Annotated in this window: 17 protein-coding genes; 8 read left to right on the top strand and 9 right to left on the bottom strand. The window is 27.9% G+C overall.

Features of this window, described 5'->3' with window-relative positions:
• Positions 1–55: 55 nt before the first annotated feature.
• From BPP43_RS12815 to BPP43_RS06100, 5 genes are all read right to left on the bottom strand, one after another.
• Positions 56–172 carry a peptide-methionine (S)-S-oxide reductase gene (locus BPP43_RS12815; protein ID WP_232473449.1) on the bottom strand — a complete coding sequence of 39 codons (117 nt, stop codon included), beginning with the start codon at positions 170–172 and terminating at the stop codon, positions 56–58.
• Position 173: 1 nt separating this feature from the next.
• A complete protein-coding gene (gene msrA / locus BPP43_RS06115; RefSeq protein ID WP_015274467.1) occupies positions 174–662 on the bottom strand; it encodes a peptide-methionine (S)-S-oxide reductase MsrA in 489 nt (162 codons plus the stop codon).
• Positions 663–679: 17 nt separating this feature from the next.
• Entirely contained in the window at positions 680–1204 is a 525-nt protein-coding gene (gene msrB, locus BPP43_RS06110; protein WP_013244660.1) for a peptide-methionine (R)-S-oxide reductase MsrB, read from the bottom strand.
• Between the two features lie 79 nt (positions 1205–1283).
• Positions 1284–2267: a hypothetical protein gene (locus tag BPP43_RS06105; RefSeq protein WP_013244661.1), complete on the bottom strand. Its 984-nt coding sequence runs from the start codon at positions 2265–2267 to the stop codon at positions 1284–1286.
• Positions 2264–3403: a hypothetical protein gene (locus BPP43_RS06100; RefSeq protein WP_015274466.1), complete on the bottom strand. Its 1140-nt coding sequence runs from the start codon at positions 3401–3403 to the stop codon at positions 2264–2266. The genes BPP43_RS06105 and BPP43_RS06100 overlap by 4 nt, the downstream gene beginning before the upstream one ends.
• A 474-nt stretch (positions 3404–3877) precedes the next feature.
• Between BPP43_RS06100 and BPP43_RS06095 the strand changes: the two genes are divergently transcribed.
• The 3 genes from BPP43_RS06095 (at position 3878) to BPP43_RS06085 (ending at position 6714) form a co-directional block, all read left to right on the top strand.
• Positions 3878–5176: an O-acetylhomoserine aminocarboxypropyltransferase/cysteine synthase family protein gene (locus BPP43_RS06095; RefSeq protein WP_015274465.1), complete on the top strand. Its 1299-nt coding sequence runs from the start codon at positions 3878–3880 to the stop codon at positions 5174–5176.
• 27 nt (positions 5177–5203) lie between these two features.
• Positions 5204–6241: a homoserine O-acetyltransferase MetX gene (metX, locus tag BPP43_RS06090; protein ID WP_015274464.1), complete on the top strand. Its 1038-nt coding sequence runs from the start codon at positions 5204–5206 to the stop codon at positions 6239–6241.
• Between the two features lie 77 nt (positions 6242–6318).
• Complete coding sequence (locus tag BPP43_RS06085; RefSeq protein WP_015274463.1) at positions 6319–6714, top strand: hypothetical protein; 396 nt, start codon at positions 6319–6321, stop codon at positions 6712–6714.
• An 89-nt stretch (positions 6715–6803) separates the two neighbouring features.
• Here the strand turns inward: BPP43_RS06085 and BPP43_RS06080 are convergent, their stop codons facing one another.
• Positions 6804–8090 carry a malic enzyme-like NAD(P)-binding protein gene (locus BPP43_RS06080; RefSeq protein ID WP_015274462.1) on the bottom strand — a complete coding sequence of 429 codons (1287 nt, stop codon included), beginning with the start codon at positions 8088–8090 and terminating at the stop codon, positions 6804–6806.
• Positions 8091–8150: 60 nt separating this feature from the next.
• Positions 8151–9770, bottom strand: a complete 1620-nt coding sequence (locus BPP43_RS06075; protein WP_015274461.1) for a peptide ABC transporter substrate-binding protein — start codon at positions 9768–9770, stop codon at positions 8151–8153.
• Between the two features lie 242 nt (positions 9771–10012).
• On the opposite strand from BPP43_RS06075, the gene BPP43_RS06070 reads away from it, so the two are divergent.
• From BPP43_RS06070 to BPP43_RS06060, 3 genes are all read left to right on the top strand, one after another.
• A complete protein-coding gene (locus BPP43_RS06070) occupies positions 10013–10912 on the top strand; it encodes a tetratricopeptide repeat protein (protein ID WP_041752823.1) in 900 nt (299 codons plus the stop codon).
• Positions 10913–11118: 206 nt separating this feature from the next.
• Complete coding sequence (locus BPP43_RS06065; RefSeq protein WP_015274459.1) at positions 11119–11703, top strand: chromate transporter; 585 nt, start codon at positions 11119–11121, stop codon at positions 11701–11703.
• A gap of 2 nt (positions 11704–11705) precedes the next feature.
• Positions 11706–12299 (top strand): chromate transporter, encoded by a 594-nt coding sequence (locus BPP43_RS06060; protein ID WP_015274458.1) that lies wholly within the window; start codon positions 11706–11708, stop codon positions 12297–12299.
• Here the strand turns inward: BPP43_RS06060 and BPP43_RS06055 are convergent.
• Positions 12286–14076, bottom strand: a complete 1791-nt coding sequence (locus BPP43_RS06055) for a glycosyltransferase (protein WP_015274457.1) — start codon at positions 14074–14076, stop codon at positions 12286–12288. The two genes, BPP43_RS06060 and BPP43_RS06055, sit on opposite strands and share 14 nt — an antisense overlap.
• A 153-nt stretch (positions 14077–14229) precedes the next feature.
• Here BPP43_RS06055 and BPP43_RS06050 point away from each other — a divergent pair, with 153 nt between their 5' ends.
• Complete coding sequence (locus BPP43_RS06050; RefSeq protein WP_013244674.1) at positions 14230–15183, top strand: ROK family protein; 954 nt, start codon at positions 14230–14232, stop codon at positions 15181–15183.
• On the opposite strand, the gene BPP43_RS06045 is transcribed toward BPP43_RS06050, so the two are convergent.
• Positions 15180–16115: an N-acetylmuramoyl-L-alanine amidase family protein gene (locus BPP43_RS06045; RefSeq protein ID WP_013244675.1), complete on the bottom strand. Its 936-nt coding sequence runs from the start codon at positions 16113–16115 to the stop codon at positions 15180–15182. The genes BPP43_RS06050 and BPP43_RS06045 overlap by 4 nt on opposite strands.
• A 172-nt stretch (positions 16116–16287) precedes the next feature.
• Between BPP43_RS06045 and BPP43_RS06035 the strand changes: the two genes are divergently transcribed.
• A complete protein-coding gene (locus tag BPP43_RS06035; protein WP_014932490.1) occupies positions 16288–17754 on the top strand; it encodes a S41 family peptidase in 1467 nt (488 codons plus the stop codon).
• Positions 17755–17837 lie beyond the last annotated feature (83 nt).

Here is a 17837-nt window from a genome sequence, read left to right as displayed (position 1 = left end):
CAAACAATAAAATTAAAACAATATAAATATTTATCAATTTAGTTTTTAAACAAACTTAAAATATTTTGTTATAGAAATGGCAATAAGGTATAGAGCCTTTTCTCTCATAATAGTTTTGATGATAAGCTTCTGCTGGGTAGAAGTTTTTATACTCTCTTAAAGTTGTTGCCACATCATAATTTTTTTTCTTTTAGCATGTCTATATATTTTTGAGCTATTTCTTTTTCTTCTTCTGTTTGATAAAAAATAGCAGACAAATATTGCGAGCCTATATCAGGACCTTGACCATTTTTTTGAGTAAAGTCATGAGTTTCAAAGAAGAGTTTAACTAAATCTTCATAAGTAGTTTCATCTGGGTTATATGCAACCTGTACTGTTTCTAAATGTCCTGTAAGACCTGTGCAAACTTCTTGATATGTTGGGTTTATTTTATGTCCTCCTGCATATCCGCTTACAACTTCATATACTCCTTTGCCTTTTTCAAACCAATATTCAGTTCCCCAAAAACAGCCGGAAGAAAAATATGCGTATTTAAGATTTTCTGGAATCATTTTTGTCTCCTCCTTATTTTCTTTAATATTTGAAGATTCGCTATTTAATTTTTCATTACATGATATTAAAGAAAATATAGAAATAGCTGCTATTAATGCAATTTTTTTCATATATAGTTTTTACCTCATTATTTGTTTGTACTATCATTAGTTTCTTCAAATTCTGCCTTATTAACAAAATTTAAAGATACAGAATTAATACAATATCTAGTTTGTTTATCTGTAAAGCCTTCATTGTAAAACACATGTCCTAAATGACCTCCGCATTTTGCACATGATACTTCTACTCGGCACCCATCTTTTACTAATTTTATGTTTTCTGCAACCGCATCATCAAAACTAGGCCAACCTGTACCTGAATTAAATTTAGCATCAGATTTAAATAGTAAGTTACCGCATAGTTTACAAGTATATACACCATCAGATTTTACATCTAAAAGGTCTCCTGTAAATGGAAACTCTGTACCTTTGTTTATTAACACTTCATATTCTTTTGAGGTTAATTTTGATGTGGATACTTTTATATCATCTCTATTATTATTATTTGATATATCAGCTTTATTTGTTTGTACTATTATATTGTTTATCTCTTTGCCGTTGCAAGATATAGATATAATAGATATTGTTAAAAGTAATATTATGTATTTATACAAATTAAAACTCCTATTAATTTATTTAAATATAAAAATTATACATACTATACAAATATAATAAAAATATAAATATTTACAATTATTTATATAACTTTAATGGGAAAGTTAATGTTTTTCCGCTTCTTATATCTAATATATTTCCTGTAGTATCTATAATTTTAGTTCCAAACATAGTAGTAAATCTTTTATATTGTATATTCACAGGAAGAAGCAAATATTCTATATTACCTGTGTCTATATCAATTCTATAAAGTATCATACTCTCTTTAAGATTTTTATCATTTTCCATATTATCTTTTGATATAGCCGGATTGTCAAAATATATTTTTTTATCCAAATAAAATATTCCGCCATCATATTCACAGCTAAATACAGATGATAATTCTACTTTCCATACAATTTTTTTATTGCTATAGAATGCTATTGATTTATTTGATTCCATTAATACAAAGTCTTTTCCTACAGAATATATACTGCTTATCTTCATATTTGGGTTTTCTAATTGTATTTTACCGTCATTTAAAGTAAGCACATTCACTTGATATAATATTTTATTATTTATAGCAGATGGATATGTAAACATTACTCTTTTTTCATCAAAAGCTCCATCAGATATAAATGTATTTTCTTTTAAGCTGTATACTATTTTTTTCTCTTCTATGTTATATAAAAAAACATTAGTTCTATTAAATTCTTTAGCTCTGCATATTATTAATTTAGGATTAGCAGTAAAATATGCCTCATAAACATACATTCCAGATAATTCCAAAAATACTTTATTAGTACCTATCTCTACAATTTTTAATGTATTGTTTGAACTATTAACATTATCTACAGATATAGTTATTATTTTTTTACCGTCTAGAGATAAATCTAGTATAGAATAAGATTTAGCATTCTTATGAAATATTCTGCATTTATCAAGACTAAAATCATAGAAGAAACTATTATAAGAACCTTTGAAATATGGAGTAAATATACCTCTATTATTTTTTTTATCTATATAGATATAATAGTCCTTTTTATCTGTCTTGTTAAAAATAACATTTTGTTTTATTATCATAAGTTCTTATCCTTTTCTTCATTAATTTTTACTTCCATAAGCAGCTCTATTTTTGCATTGCTTTTATTTTCTAATATAGCATAATTATCATATAATTCTATAACTTTTGCTTTTGTTACTAATGTTTTTCTAGTTTTATAATATCTATATATATAAAGCATTTCACTTGTATACCAAAAATCTCCATTAGCATTTTCTCTTGTTTGTCTATAAACAGAAGAAGAAGCATTATTAGAGTTATTATATTGTTTAGATATATTACTTTTATTATTATTATTATTATTATTATTTGATGATTGATTAGTAGCAGTATATGAATTAGTATTATTGTGTACTACAAAGTTATTTGGGTCTATATTATTTGTTAATATTCCATTAGTTAGAGAGCTTTGTTTTCTTTCATTAATTTTATTTATAAGATATTCATTGTTAGGAGGCAAATCCAAATATTTTTCTACACTATATATTCCAAACTCATCTCCTATCTTTATATTGTTTCTTTTTCCTAAGTTTATAAATATTTTATTGTCTTCTATTCTTGTTACAGTTCCAATTAGAGGAGGTATTTCTAAAAATTCTGATATTTCATTAGCTATATTATTAAAAGCTAAAATAGTAGCCCAACCTAATGCACTTTCATAAAATAAAGCATCTTCAGAATTATATACAACACTGTTTCCAGGAAGTACATAACTAGCAGAATTAGTAAAAGTTTTTACTGTTTTGGCAGTATTTATATCTATAAGATTAACCTTAAACTCTACATTAGCCGTATCTTTTCCGCCTTGTTTGAGATTAAAATCAAGAACTTCACCAGTGATTAAATAATCAGATTCAAAAGTATCTTTAACAAAATCGCTAGCCACAGTTATATTTGTAGATAATGCTTTATAATCCATAACATTATCATATGACTCAAAATATGAAATAAGCAAATCATAATCGCTTACATCAAACATATGCGTATTTCTCAAAGATATTTCAAAAGCTCTGGGCATTCCGTCATCTACCATATATTTTTCTACCCATTCTTTATCTTTGCTTAAAAATGGAAGCACAGTTACTTTTACACTATATAAATTAGAATTAAATAATGTTAATAAAAATAGTAATGAAATAATTTTATATTTGAACATATAATTAGTAGTCTTTTCCTATAACTTTATCTTTTTGATTTTTTTCATAACTTGTTATTGTACCTATTGAAATTAAGGCTAATAACAATCCAAAAATAAATATCATTTTTCTTAAAATATTCATTTTTAAAATACCTTTTAATTTATTATTAGTGTATATTATATATCAAGCATATACCAATTTCAATACTATTATTAAGCTTTTAAAAAATATACGAATAATTTTATAAAAGTTTTAATAATTACTATTGACAACAATATATTTTTTATATATAACATATAAATAAAATATAAAATTTTGAATAAATGTAAAATATTATGAATAATGCAGTTATTATGAACATGCTTTGCCTCATGCAAATGCAAAAAATCATTACGGCTGCATAGTATAATAAATATTAATTTTGTAAAATTACAGCCGTCAAATTTTTTGGCGGCTTTTTTATTTTTAAATTTAAATATTTAGGAGTTTATATGTCAAGACAATTAAAATTTGAAACTTTATCTGTTCATGCAGGACAAGAGAATAATGATGTGTTTGGAAGCAGAGGTGTACCTATATATAAAACAACATCTTATATGTTTAAAAACTCTAAACATGCTGCTGATTTATTTGACTTAAAAGAGTTAGGCTATATTTACACAAGATTAGGCGACCCTACTACAGACGTATTAGAAAAGAGAATTACAGCAATGGAAAACGGCAAATCTTCTATAGCGGTATCTTCTGGAACTAGTGCTATATTTAATACTATGATTACTATATGCGAGGCTGGTGATGAAATATTATCATCTTTTAGTTTGTATGGAGGTACATATTCACAATTTGCTGCCATTCTTCCAAAATTTGGTATTAACACAAACTTTGTTGATGCCAAAGACCCAAAAAACTTTGAAAATGCAATTACTAAAAAAACAAAAGCAATATATATAGAAACAATATCAAACCCTTCATTAGATTTTACAGATATAGAAGAAGTAGCAAAAATAGCCCATAATAACAACATACCACTAATAGTAGATGGTACTTTTACAACACCTTATCTACTTCAAACTATAAATTATGGAGCTGATATAGTAATTAACTCTCTTACCAAATGGATTGGCGGGCATGGAAGCAGTGTTGGAGGGGCAGTTACTGATGCTGGTAAGTTTAATTGGAAAGATGATAAGTTTACTTTGTTTACTCAGCCTGATGCTAATTATCATGGATTAAAATGGGCTTATGATTTGCCTGATGAGTTAAGAGATATTGCTTTTACTATGAGATTTAGAACTGTGCCTTTAAGAAACTTAGGAGCTTGTTTGTCGCCTGATAATTCTTGGGTATTTATTCAGGGAATGGAGTCTTTGCCTTTGAGAATGGATAGGCATTCATTTAATGCTATGAAGGTTGCTGAGTTTTTAGAGAAAGATGATAGGGTTGAGTGGGTGAGGTATCCTGGTCTTAAAAATGATGCTTCTTACAATGTAGCTAAAAAATATTTGAAAGATGATAAGTTTGGCGGAATGGTTGTATTTGGCATAAAGGGCGGATATGATGCTGCTGTTAAGTTTATAGACAATATAAAACTATTTTCTCATCTTGTTAATGTGGGAGATGTTAAGAGTTTGGTTGCACACCCTGCTTCTACAACGCATTCTCAATTATCTGAAGAAGAGTTAATAAATGCAGGTATTACCAAAAACTTTATAAGGCTTTCTATAGGAATAGAGCATATAGATGATATATTGTATTATCTTGATGAGGCTTTAACTATAGCAAGTAAATAATAAATCAAAAAATAGGGTAAGTTGTGTATGATAGAATATTTTAATTATAATAAAACTTTTAAATTTGAAAACTCTGCTGCTATAGATAATTTAAAAATAGCTTACACTACAAATGGTAAATTAAATGATAAAAAAGATAATGCCATATTAATTTGCCATGCTTTTACAGGGGATAGTGATGTTCTAACTTGGTGGAGCAATTTTGTTGGCAAGAAAAAAGCTATAGACACAGATAAATATTTTGTAATATGTTCAAATGTGCTTGGAGGCTGCTACGGTACTACTGGTCCTTCATCAAAGAAACCTAATAGTAATTTGTGTTATGGTACAGATTTTCCAAGCTTTACTATGAAAGACATTGTAAAGGCTCAAAAGTTATTAATAGATTATTTGAAGATAAATAAGCTTTATGCTGTTGTAGGCGGTTCTATGGGCGGAATGCAAGTCTTGCAGTGGAGTGCATCATACCCAAATATGATGGATAAATTAATCATTATAGCAAGCTGTATGAGTCATTCACCTATGCAAATAGCTTTTAATGAAATATCAAGACAGGCTATCACAGAAGATTCAGAATGGTATGGAGGTAAATATTACGGCATATCCACTCCAGATAATGGACTTGCTTTGGCTAGAATGCTTGGGCATATCACATATATGAGCGAAGAGTATATGAGAAAGAAATTTGGAAGAAGAAGAAAAAAGGCTATAAAATATTTTACTCCTTCTTTTGAAGTAGAAAATTATTTGCATTACAATGGGGAGAAGTTTACTGAGAGATTTGATGCTAATAGTTTTTTGTATCTTACTAAGGCTATGGATTTATTTGATGTGAGAGATGATATAAAAAAAATAAAGAAGCACTCTATAGATAAAGTTCTTGTAATATCATTTGTATCAGATTGGCTTTATCCGAGCTATCAGTCTGAGGATATAGTAAAAACTTATAGAGAAATTAATATTGATACTGAGTTTCATGAATTAAAATCAAACTATGGTCATGATACTTTTTTACTTAAAAATGATGAGCAGACAAAATATATAAAAAACTTTTTAAACTCTTAATAATATTTGTTTTTTGGGGAACTTTTATATTTAATAGCTCGTCTAATAATATATAAATAATATTTATGGAGATAAATATGAAACACATTTTAAGCATTATTTTTATCGTATCAATTTTATCAGTACCTGCTTTTGCTAAGAATAATTCTTCTTATAACAAAGCTAATAATTATTCTTATTGTGATGGTGAAACTTATAATTATGGATATTTTATTTATAATTCTGCTTCTCTCACTAAAGAGCAATTAGCTGAAATAACAAAATTAAAAACTGAATATCAGCCAAAGATTTCTGAATTAAAACAAAAAATAAATACAGAAAAAACAAAAATGCGTTTAGAAATGCTTAAAGAAAATCCAGATAGTGAGATAATTAATAATTCAATGAATTTAAATATTGAATATGCAAAAGAATTACAAAATGTATCAAATGAGTTTTTAGCAAAATACAGAGCAATAAAAGATAGTAAATAATTAAGAATAAATAAAGAAAAAATAAAAAAAGAGAATTTATAATAAAAAATAAATTCTCTTTTTTATTTGCATTTATTAATATATTTTTATTAATTCCAATATTTTTTCATTCTATCTTTTAGAGAAGCCTTATATTTTTCAAAATCTGTGATAGGCTCTCTAGCAAGCCCCTCATCACAAGCAGCCTTAGCAACAGCAGGAGATACCCATTCAATAACCCTAGGGTCAAAAGGTTTTGGCACTATATAATTTTTGCCAAACTCAAAAGTCTTGTTTCCATAAGCTTTGAAAACTTCTTCAGGAACTTTTTCTTTAGCAAGGGCAGCCAATGCTAATGAAGCCGCCATTTTCATTTTTTCTGATATAGCTTTTGCCTTCACATCTAAAGCACCTCTGAATATAAAAGGAAAACCTAACACGTTGTTAATCTGATTAGGATAATCACTTCTTCCTGTAGCCATAATTAAATCATCTCTTATAGCTATAGCCTTCTCGTATTGTATTTCAGGGTTAGGGTTAGCCATAGCAAATATTATAGGGTTTTTAGCCATAGATTTAACCATATCCTCACTAACACAATCAGCAACAGAAAGCCCAGCAAATACATTAGCCCCTTTCATAGCTTCTTCAAGATTTTTTACTTTTAAATCTGTTGCAAACTCTCTTTTCTCTTCAGTAACAGATTCTATTCTCTCTTTAGTGATAACACCTTTACTGTCGCACATAATTATATTTTCTCTAGGAACCCCTAATGCTACAAACATTTTAGCACAAGAAATGCCCGCAGAACCGGCACCGTTAAATACTATCTTGGCATTTTTTTTGTCTATATTTGCGATTTCCAAAGCATTAATCAAAGCAGCAGAACATATTATAGCAGTTCCGTGTTGGTCATCATGAAATACAGGTATATCGCATTTTTCTATTAGAGTTTTTTCTATTTTGAAACATTCAGGAGCTTTTATATCTTCAAGGTTAATTCCTCCAAATGTAGGCTCTAATGCTTTTACTATTTCTATGATTTTATCAGGATTCTTTTCATTTATCTCTATATCAAAAACATCAATATCAGCAAAGCGTTTAAATAATATACCCTTTCCTTCCATAACAGGTTTTGAAGCTAAAGCACCTCTGTCCCCCAAACCAAGTATTGCAGTTCCATTTGATATAACAGCTACTAAATTCCCTTTAGAAGTATATTTATAAGCATCATTTGGATTTTCTGCTATTTCAAGTACAGGCTTTGCCACTCCCGGAGTATATGCTAAAGATAAGTCATCAGCAGTTTTACAAGGCTTTGTTGCTATAACTTCTATTTTGCCTGCTTTTTCTTTTGAATGATATTCTAATGCTTTTGTCTTTAATTCATCTGACATAATATTATTTTCCTTAAATATTATATTTTAAAAAATTAATAATTATTATTAAATATATGATTATCTATTTGTCTTTTTAGTTACTTCTATATAGCAGTAATTAAATTTATGTCTTCCTAAAGGGCTTAATACAACATTTTTTAGTATTGGGTTTACCATAAATAAATCTGTTCTATAATAAAGCGGTATTATAGGCATTTCGTCCATAAGTATAGCCTCAGCTTCTTTCATAGCATTCATTCTAACATCATTATCAGCAGAAGTTTTTGCTATGTTAATAAGATTATCAAAATCAGCATTTGAAAAACCTGTATGATTAATTCCGCTATAGCTAAGCATTATTTCAAGCATAGTCATAGGGTCATTATAATCCCCAGTCCAACCCATTCTAGCCATTTCATAATTTTTATCTACTAAAGTTTGTAATGTAACAGGGAACTCTTCTTGTAATAATTTAATATATACATTTAAATTATCTCTCCACATTTGCTGTATAGTCTCTCCAAGTAATACATAAATACCAGGAGATACTTTTAATTCTAAAACAGGGAAGTCTTTTCCGTTTGGATATCCAGCTTCAGCCATTAATCTTTTTGCTTTTTCAACATTTGCTAAATAAGTTTTGTTGTTTATATATTCTTGATTTTCAACTCTAAATGTAGAATTAGAACCTTTAACAGTAGGCGGTATAAATGCTCCTGCAGGAGTTTGTCCTCCTTTAGTTACATTTAATACTAAATAATTTCTGTCTATTGCCAAAGATAAAGCTTGTCTTACTCTCTTATCTCTTAAAGCATTATTTGTAATATTTAATTCTATAAAATAAGTTCCAATAGCATTGTTTTCAACTAATAAATTATCAGCCTTTAGAGAGGCTATTTCTGAAGAAGGCGGTTCTAATGCTGAAAAGTGTATAGAAGAACTTTTAATACCGCTCATAGCTGTATTTGGTTCACTCATTAATACAAAATTAATTTTTTTAGCAACTTGCTCATTTGGATTATAATAATTTTTATTTGCAGAAAATACTATTTTTTCATCTGCTAATCTTTCTGTCATAGTGTAAGCACCATTAACTATATAAGTTTCCGGTTTTAAAGTCCATTCATCTCCATAAGTATTTATAATATCTTCTCTTAATGGCATGAATATTCCAGTAGAAGCTATAAACTCAAGGAAATATGGCGAAGGATTGGCTAGTGTTACTTCAAATGTATAATCATCTATAGCTTTTACTGCCAATTCATTATAATCCATAGTGCCTTCATTTATTTCTTTAGCATTTTGTACTATTTCCATCATATATGCATATTCAGCAGCAACACTAGGATTAACACTTCTCTTCCAAGAATATTCAAAGTCCTTAGCTTTAACATTTGTTCCGTCAGACCATAAAGCATTGGTTCTTAAATGAAATGTATATGTAAGTCCATCGTCTGATATATCCCATCTTTCTGCTATACCAGGCTGAACTGTATTATTAGAATCCATTTTAGTTAAGCCTTCAAAAGCATGAAGTATATAACAAGATGCAGAGCCTAATGAGTTTAATGTTGGGTCTAAAGTTTTTGGCTCTGGCCCCATGTTAATGGAGATAGCTTCATTTACAATTGAATTTTGTTTTGCACAAGATATAGTATATATAAAAATAAAAGATACAATTAATATAATTTTTTTCATTTTTGGTACTCCGTATATTTTTTACATTATATGATATGTCTATGCAAAGTCAATAAAAAATTCTATAAATAATAATTATAGCTTATAAAAAGTGTTTTATGTATTTATCAATCAATATTAATATATATTTTTTATAATATGAAAAAATAATAATGCCAAAATATAAAAAAGTGTAATTAAAACTCTAATCTTTTGTTATATATTTCCGAAAATATTACAGAATTATATTTTTGGAGCATAAAATGATGAAAAAAGCTTTATTAATAGTTTTAAGTTTAATTTTTATAATATCTTGTAATAAAAAAGATGATAATATTCAAAATGATTATCTTAATCAAATAGAAAATGAGTATAATCAAAACACAGGAAGTAATGTAGTATTAGAAACAGATAATACAACAATTGAAGATACAGGAATATTAACAGATAATCAATATTCTGATATGACAATGAGCAATGATGTTTATACTCAAACTCCTATGCAGCCGGCTAATACATATACACCAACAACAACACCAAATGCATATGTTATGCCTGGTCCAAAAAAGGCTACTGTAAATAATTTCTATAGTCCTTGGGCAGATACACATAAAACAGACCCTTTAATAATACAAGAAATTAGAGTAATGATAGCAAACAAAGAATATGTTCAAGCTAAAAATTATATAGATAGATTGGATTTTAATAATTTACCTGCTAATGTTGATTTAGGTCAATTATATCAATTTAAAGGTATAGTTCATTATTTCTTATCTAAATCTGATAAAGGTAATATTGCTATAGCTAATGATTCATTCAAAATGGTTGCAGCTTCTACAAAAATAGAGAAGTTTAAGCCTTTATCATTGTTATGGAATGGTATGTTATATCAAACTTATTCTAATGACCCTAATGAGTTACAAAATGCTGTTTCATTATTTGATAACATTATCAATTCTTATCCTAGAACAAGATTTGCTAATGATGCTATATTCTATAAAGCTTTAACACTTAAAAAAATGGGAAGACCTGCTAATGAATATAATGATTTATTCTTATCTGTTAAAAGAGGCGGATTTGCAGATACTTTAGTTTTCTCTCAAAAAGTTAATGATTATGTTCCTGCTAATAGATTAGTTGATGAACAGATGGTGCAGTATTAATTTATAATTAAAAATATAATTTTATAAGATAATGGCAATTTTTAATAATTGCTATTATCTTTTTTTTATTTATTAGTTTAAAAAATAATTTCAAAAATTAAATTTTTTATAAAAAATAATATCTTTGTATTTTATTGTTGACAATTTATTTAACTAATATTATCTTATATTGAAATAAATATTAATGAATAATGGGATTATTATATATGATAGAAGAAGAAAAAAAAGAAGAAAAACCAAATAAAATTTCTGCTCTTACAATGTTTATTTCGTTTTTTTATATAGGTCTTGTTACAATAGGGGGAGGATTAGCTATGCTTCCTATTATGCAAGAGGAGTTTGTTGATAAGAGGAAGTTTTTAACAAAGGCTGAGATAGTAGATGTATTTGCATTGGCACAGAGTATACCTGGTGTTATAGCTGTTAATACTTCTCTTCTTACAGGTTTTAAGATAGCAGGTATTTTTGGAGGCATAATGGCTGGTATTGGTGTGATGATGCCTTCCTTTATTATTATACTTATAATAGCTCCTATATTTGAAAGAGTACAAAGCTTAGAATATGTGAATAAAGCTTTTTTAGGTATAAAGGGTGCAATAGCTGCTTTAATACTTATATCTGCTTATGATATGGGAAAGAGCGTTTTAAAAAATAAATTTACTGCTTTACTTTTTATTTTAAGTTTTATTTTAGTTGTATTTCTTAATTTTAATGTAATATATACTTTGCTTCTTTCTGCTTTTTTGGGTTGGCTTTATTATTTGATTAGTAAAAAGTTTATTAGGAATTAATAATGATATATTTTAGATTGTTTTATATATTTGCAAAGCTTGGAATTTTTACTTATGGCGGCGGGTATGCTATTATAGCGTTACTTTTAGGAATATTAGAAGGTTATGGCTGGGTTAGCCCTAGCGAGTTTTCTAATCTTGTTGCTATATCTCAAGTAACTCCGGGGCCTATAGCTATTAATGCTGCTACTTTTGTGGGTTATAAAGTTGCGGGTGTATTGGGTTCTTCTGTTGCTACATTTGGAATATTTTTACCTGCATTTATAATATGTATGATTGTTTCTCAGTTTTTCTATAGTCTAAAAAATAATGAGCAGTTTAATAGTATAATGAACGGACTTAGAGTATGTGCTGTTGCTTTGATAGCTTCTGCTGTTATTACATTTTGTAAAGATGCTTTCTTTGTAAAATTAACTGATTCATCTATACTTAATAATGTAGCATTTATAAAAAATATTTTTAATTATATAAGTCCTGTAGGTTTATTTATATTTGCTTTATCTCTCTTTTTGAAAAAAATAAGGGTAGCAGGAAGGAAAGTGCCTATTATAGCTATAATATTAATAGCAGCTGTAATTGGAGTTATTCTTTACTAATAAATCCTTGCATAAAACCTTTGATAAAGAAAAATCCATAGGTGAGATGCGATAAAAATATTCCTATGGCCTTGCAAAAACCTTTTGTAAGAGAGAGTGTACTAATCCAACTTCCTATTAAGCATAATACATAAAAACTATGAGGAAATAATAATAAAGAAAGAAATATATTTTTATTAATTGCTGGTATTAAATTATTTAAAACTTGAGGCAAATTAAAATATAATGCAATTGGAAGAAAAATAGTATAGATTAAGAATATTGACGGTATAAAATATGATAAAGCTAATGAGTTTCCGCCGAATCTTTTTACAAAATATCCTCTATGCCATGCATAACCTTTTAACTGTTTGAAATGCCCAAAAAATAAATCTCTTCTATGATGATAAACCAAAGCTTCTGGAGTATATAATATTTTTTCTTTTTGTTTCATTATATTATTGCAAAGAATAGTGTCTTCACCAGGCCAATACTCGCTGTCAAATCCTCCAGCTCTATCATAAAGCTCTCTTGTGATTATAAAATTGCAGCTTGGATAATCATTAACATATTGAACCTTGTCTGGTATATATCTTGCTCTATGTTTTCCGCTCATAAGTGTTGAACTATAAATAAGTCCGCTAATTTGTTTTGAGAAATTATCTTTTGGAGTGTTGATAGCAGGTCCCCCAAGGGCATAAACTTTTTTACTTTCCATAGCTCTTAATGCATTCAAAAGCCAATCTTTCTCTGGATATGTATCATCATCTAAAAATGCTAATATGCTTCCTTTAGAGTTTTTCACTCCAATAGCTCTTTTTATTGCAGGAGGAAGTTCTCCTGTTTCTATTATTTTTATTCTTTCATCTTTAAAAAGTGTTATATCAATTTCTTCGTTTGTATATTTGTCTGGAAGTATTATTACTTCAAAGTTTGTGTATATTTGTTCAAGTAAATATTCTGTCTCTTCTTTTATATAATCATTAATTTTTTTTAATGGTATAATAATGCTTACCAATGGTTTTTCTTTTAATTCTGAAAACAAATCATCATAAAAATGAACAATATTGAGTCTGTAAAATATTGCTAAAGTATCAATGAATGTTCTCCACAATATAGGAAATCTAATAAAACCAAAATGTCTATTTGGATTTACTATTACAGGAGCAGAAACTATTTTTTTATTATTAGAATTGCATGCAACCAAAACTTCCAAATCATAAGCAAATGCTTTTACGAGTATTCTAGGGAAAATATTTATTATGGCATCTCTTTTAAAAAGTTTTAATCCTGTTTGAGTGTCTTGTATTGGAAGATGAAAAAATATCTTCACAAACATAAAATAAATAAAAGAAATAAGTTTTCGTATATTAGAATAATTAACTACAGAATCTTTATGTCTCTTAGAGCCTATAACAACATCAGCATTTTCTTTTTGCATGATGTTAAAAAAGTTTTCTAATTGAGAAGGGTCTATTTCCATATCGCCATCGCAAAATATTATATATTCGCCATTAGAAACTTCGCAGGCTCTTTTTAATGCATGTCCCTTTCCTTGATTTTCTTTTGCATAAACTCCTATTATGTTTTTCAGATTTGCGTTTTTATTTTGAAAGTTTAAACATATTTTTTTTATTTCTTCTTTTGAGTTGTCGCTGCTTCCGTCATCAGAAATAATTATCTCAAAGTTCATTAAAAATGGAGAAACTTTATCTATTAATATATTTATATTTTTTTCTATAGTGTTTTCTATATTATATACAGGTACTAATATTGATACTAATTCATTTATTTTCATAGGAATACTTTAAAATATTTTTTATTTATTATGTTTATTATAATTGATAATTCATAAAATTGAAATAGATATATTATTATTAATTATTAATCATTGACAATTTTTTATCTTAATACTAAAATATGATTATAAAATTATGGAGGCATATAAATAATGAAAGATGCTGTTATTGCTTTAGATATAGGAGGCACTTCAATAAAGGGTGCTATAATTAATGAAGAGGGAAATATTTTATATAAAGATAGCTTTAATATAGAAGCTAATTTTACCTCTGAAGAACATAAGACAAATATAGCAAATATAATAAAAAAGCTTTTAGAGAATATGCCTTCAGAATATAATGCTATAGGAATTGGTTTAGATTGTCCTGGAGTTATGAACTCTGAGACGCTTCATATGGGAGGAGCAGAAAATGTTCCTGGTTTGCATGGTATTAAGTTTTCTGATATAGGTGATTTATTTGATTTGCCTATAAAAACTGCCAATGATGCTAGTATGGCTGCATTAGGTGAGGCTAAATACGGAAGCGGTAAGGATAAAGAATATAAATCTGTAATGTTTATTACACTTGGCACTGGTGTAGGCGGAGGATTTGTATTTAACGGAAAATTATTTACAGGTTCTTTGGGAGGAGCTGGTGAAGTAGGGCATGTATTTGTAGTTCCTGATGGTGATAAATGTAATTGCGGTTCAAGCGGCTGTATAGAGCGTTATGCTTCTGCTACTGGTTTTATTGCTATGGCTAAACAAAAGATTCATAAAAATGTTGTTCCTACTACTTTAACTTATGAGGAATTAGAAAAAGGTAAGGCTAAGGCTATATTTGATGCTGCTAAAAAAGGAGATGCTCTTGCTAAAGAGACTATTGCGGAGTGTTCTTATTATTTAGGTATGTCTATAGCACAGGCTTTGAATATGCTTGATTTGGATTTGGTTCTTATAGGCGGTGGGCTTTGTAAAGATTTTGATATGATGATAGAGCATATTAAAAGAGGCGTTAATAATTATGGTCTTAGAATGATGGTAAGAAATCTTGAAATAAAACCTGCTTCTTTAGGAAATGATGCCGGTGTATTAGGCTGTGCTGCTATGTTTTTTAGAAATTAATTGCAGTATACATCTACTAAGGCTTTATATATTTTATCTGATATATTGCTTAATTCTTTGGTGCTTCCTAGTCTCCAATCATGCATAAATCCAGATTCTACCATAACTGAAGGTATATCTTTTTTGAATGTTTGTTTATTGTACTCATATTCAAAACTATCACCTAATAGAACTAATCCTCTTAAAGCAATTCCTTTATTTAATAAATCTTCTTTATTATAAAATTTCCATACATTATCTGGAAGTATATTATCTGTTGCTATAACAGGAGATATTTTATAACTTTCCTGCATTCTTTCAGATATTTTATTTGCTATTTTCATAGAAGTTTGAAACTCGCCATTATATGGACTTACTATAATATGAAATCCTTCAGTTTTTTCTCTTTGCTTTATATAAGGCATATAATCAAAATGCAAACTTATTAAAGCATCAAAATTATTGTCTATGGCATAATGTCTAATAGCATATATTTCCATAGTTTGATATCTTGTTAAGTTTCCTGTTCTTTCAGTTTTTTCTAATTCTGTATTGTATATGCCTAATAGTTTTTGATAATTATTTGTTATATATTCTTTTATAGGTTTATCATAATAGGCACCTGTTCTGCTTAAAGTGTATTCAAATCTATCATCTTTATCAAGTATTGCTGTAAGCTGTTTTGCAAGCCTTAAAGTCATGTAATATTCATAACCCAAAAATCCAACAGCACCTTTTGTAGCAGCATTATGACCTGGATCTATTAATATTCTAATTTTTTTATTTTCTTTTTTATTGCTTGCATAATTGATTTGATTAGTATTGTTGATTTTTTTATAGTTTGTATCTTTACTAATATTGTCATTTGCTGTTATCATTAAAGAAGAAAATGATATTATAATTAATACAATAATAACTGTAGAAAAAATTATAAAACGGTTTTTATTTTCCATATTACTTTGAGTATCGGATTTTTTATTATAAATTTTATTTGCTTAAGTATATAAATAATATTAACATGTATATTCTTTTTTTTACCATTTATGTTATAATACCAATTATTATTGTATAGAAAAAAATAGAAATAAATCATTTTATATTTAATTAGAATAGAGGTTACAAAATATGATGAAAAACAAAGAGCGAGCATTATGGATATTTCTTTTAATATTTGTTTTAGCTATATCATTTTTTAATTTTAAGAGCCCTTCAATAGCTATAGCACAGCAAGGTATGGCTCAATCGGATAATGATTTTTATTATTACAGCAGGCTATTTCAAAAAGTTTTTGCTACATTACAGCAGAACTTTGTTGATACAAATAATGTTACTACCAAAAAACTTATGTATGGTGCTATTAAAGGTATGCTTGAAGCTACCGATGACCCATTTACATTTTTGCTTGATGAAAAGCTAAATGAGGCACTTAGTACAGAGATGTCTGGAAAATACGGCGGAGTTGGATTATCTATATCAAAACAGCCAGATAGAGGACTTTTGGTTGTTGCTCCTATAGAAGATGGTCCGGGTGAAAAAGCTGGAATATTGCCTGGAGACATTATTATAGAGATAAATGGCGAAAGCACTAAAGATATGTCTGTAGACAATGCTGCTAATATCATGCGCGGTAAGGCAGGCACTAAAGTAAAATTAAAAATAGCAAGACAGGGTGTAGTTGAGCCTATAGAATATACTTTAACTAGAGCTATAGTTGAGATAAAAAGCGTAAAATATAAAATGTTAGAAGACAGTACTATAGGATATATTAGAATAACAAACTTTGGTGATGATACTTCAAAAGAATTAGATACTGCTTTAGTTGATCTTAAAAAGAAAGGCATGACAAAGCTTATTTTAGATTTGAGAAATAACCCAGGCGGAAGATTGGATACTGCTATTAATATAGTAGAAGAGTTCTTATCTGATGGTAAGATAGTTTATACAAGAGGAAGAACTAAAAACGAAAACCAAGATTATTATGCTAGTATGAAAGGCGATCAGTGGGTAGATGGCGATATGTTAGTTCTTGTTAATCAATACAGTGCTTCTGCATCAGAGATTTTAGCTGGAGCTTTACAAGATAATAATAGAGCAAAATTATTAGGTGAAACTACATTTGGTAAGTTTAGTGTTCAGTATGTACTTCCTTTAGATGTAAAAGATAATACAGCATTTAAATTTACAGTAGCACATTATTATACACCTAATGGAAGAAGACTTCATGGTAAAGGATTAACTCCAGATTTTGTTGTTGTTGAGCCTAAATTAAGTAATACAGATGTAATAGCATTAACAGAGCTTAGAAAAGGCGGACAGATTGCAGAATATGTAAAAAAATATCCAAAAGAAGAGGCAGATAAAAATGCTTTACCTCAATTTAAAGAGGAGCTTAAAAATCAGAATATAATTGCTAGCGATTATTTGCTTGAGAGATTAATATATAATGAGCGTAATTTAGGCAACTATAATGAGATAATTGACCTTAAATATGATAAGCAGCTTAAATCTGCTATTGATTATTTAAATACAGGTAAACAGCCTCCTCAAGATAAAGAAGAACCAAGAGAAAATTGGTCTAATGAAAAAGAATAATTAAGTAGAAAATTTTAAGGTATATGCAAATATAATTTTTGTATATACCTTTTAAATTTTTTATTTACTTAAATTTAAGTAAT

This window comes from Brachyspira pilosicoli P43/6/78, assembly GCF_000325665.1.
GTDB lineage: Bacteria > Spirochaetota > Brachyspiria > Brachyspirales > Brachyspiraceae > Brachyspira > Brachyspira pilosicoli.
This window is presented reverse-complemented; position numbering and strand designations above follow the sequence as displayed.

Bases quoted from the DNA above. Each gene is read 5' to 3' on its own strand.
- BPP43_RS06050 (WP_013244674.1), top strand. From the start codon at position 14,230: ATGAAAGATGCTGTTATTGCTTTAGATATAGGAGGCACTTCAATAAAG.
- BPP43_RS06100 (WP_015274466.1), bottom strand. From the start codon at position 3,403: ATGTTCAAATATAAAATTATTTCATTACTATTTTTATTAACATTATTT.
- BPP43_RS06105 (WP_013244661.1), bottom strand. From the start codon at position 2,267: ATGATAATAAAACAAAATGTTATTTTTAACAAGACAGATAAAAAGGAC.
- BPP43_RS06055 (WP_015274457.1), bottom strand. From the start codon at position 14,076: ATGAAAATAAATGAATTAGTATCAATATTAGTACCTGTATATAATATA.
- BPP43_RS06035 (WP_014932490.1), top strand. From the start codon at position 16,288: ATGATGAAAAACAAAGAGCGAGCATTATGGATATTTCTTTTAATATTT.
- BPP43_RS06070 (WP_041752823.1), top strand. From the start codon at position 10,013: ATGATGAAAAAAGCTTTATTAATAGTTTTAAGTTTAATTTTTATAATA.
- BPP43_RS06065 (WP_015274459.1), top strand. From the start codon at position 11,119: ATGATAGAAGAAGAAAAAAAAGAAGAAAAACCAAATAAAATTTCTGCT.
- BPP43_RS06045 (WP_013244675.1), bottom strand. From the start codon at position 16,115: ATGGAAAATAAAAACCGTTTTATAATTTTTTCTACAGTTATTATTGTA.
- BPP43_RS06095 (WP_015274465.1), top strand. From the start codon at position 3,878: ATGTCAAGACAATTAAAATTTGAAACTTTATCTGTTCATGCAGGACAA.
- BPP43_RS06085 (WP_015274463.1), top strand. From the start codon at position 6,319: ATGAAACACATTTTAAGCATTATTTTTATCGTATCAATTTTATCAGTA.
- metX (WP_015274464.1), top strand. From the start codon at position 5,204: ATGATAGAATATTTTAATTATAATAAAACTTTTAAATTTGAAAACTCT.
- BPP43_RS06060 (WP_015274458.1), top strand. From the start codon at position 11,706: ATGATATATTTTAGATTGTTTTATATATTTGCAAAGCTTGGAATTTTT.
- msrA (WP_015274467.1), bottom strand. From the start codon at position 662: ATGAAAAAAATTGCATTAATAGCAGCTATTTCTATATTTTCTTTAATA.
- BPP43_RS06075 (WP_015274461.1), bottom strand. From the start codon at position 9,770: ATGAAAAAAATTATATTAATTGTATCTTTTATTTTTATATATACTATA.
- BPP43_RS06080 (WP_015274462.1), bottom strand. From the start codon at position 8,090: ATGTCAGATGAATTAAAGACAAAAGCATTAGAATATCATTCAAAAGAA.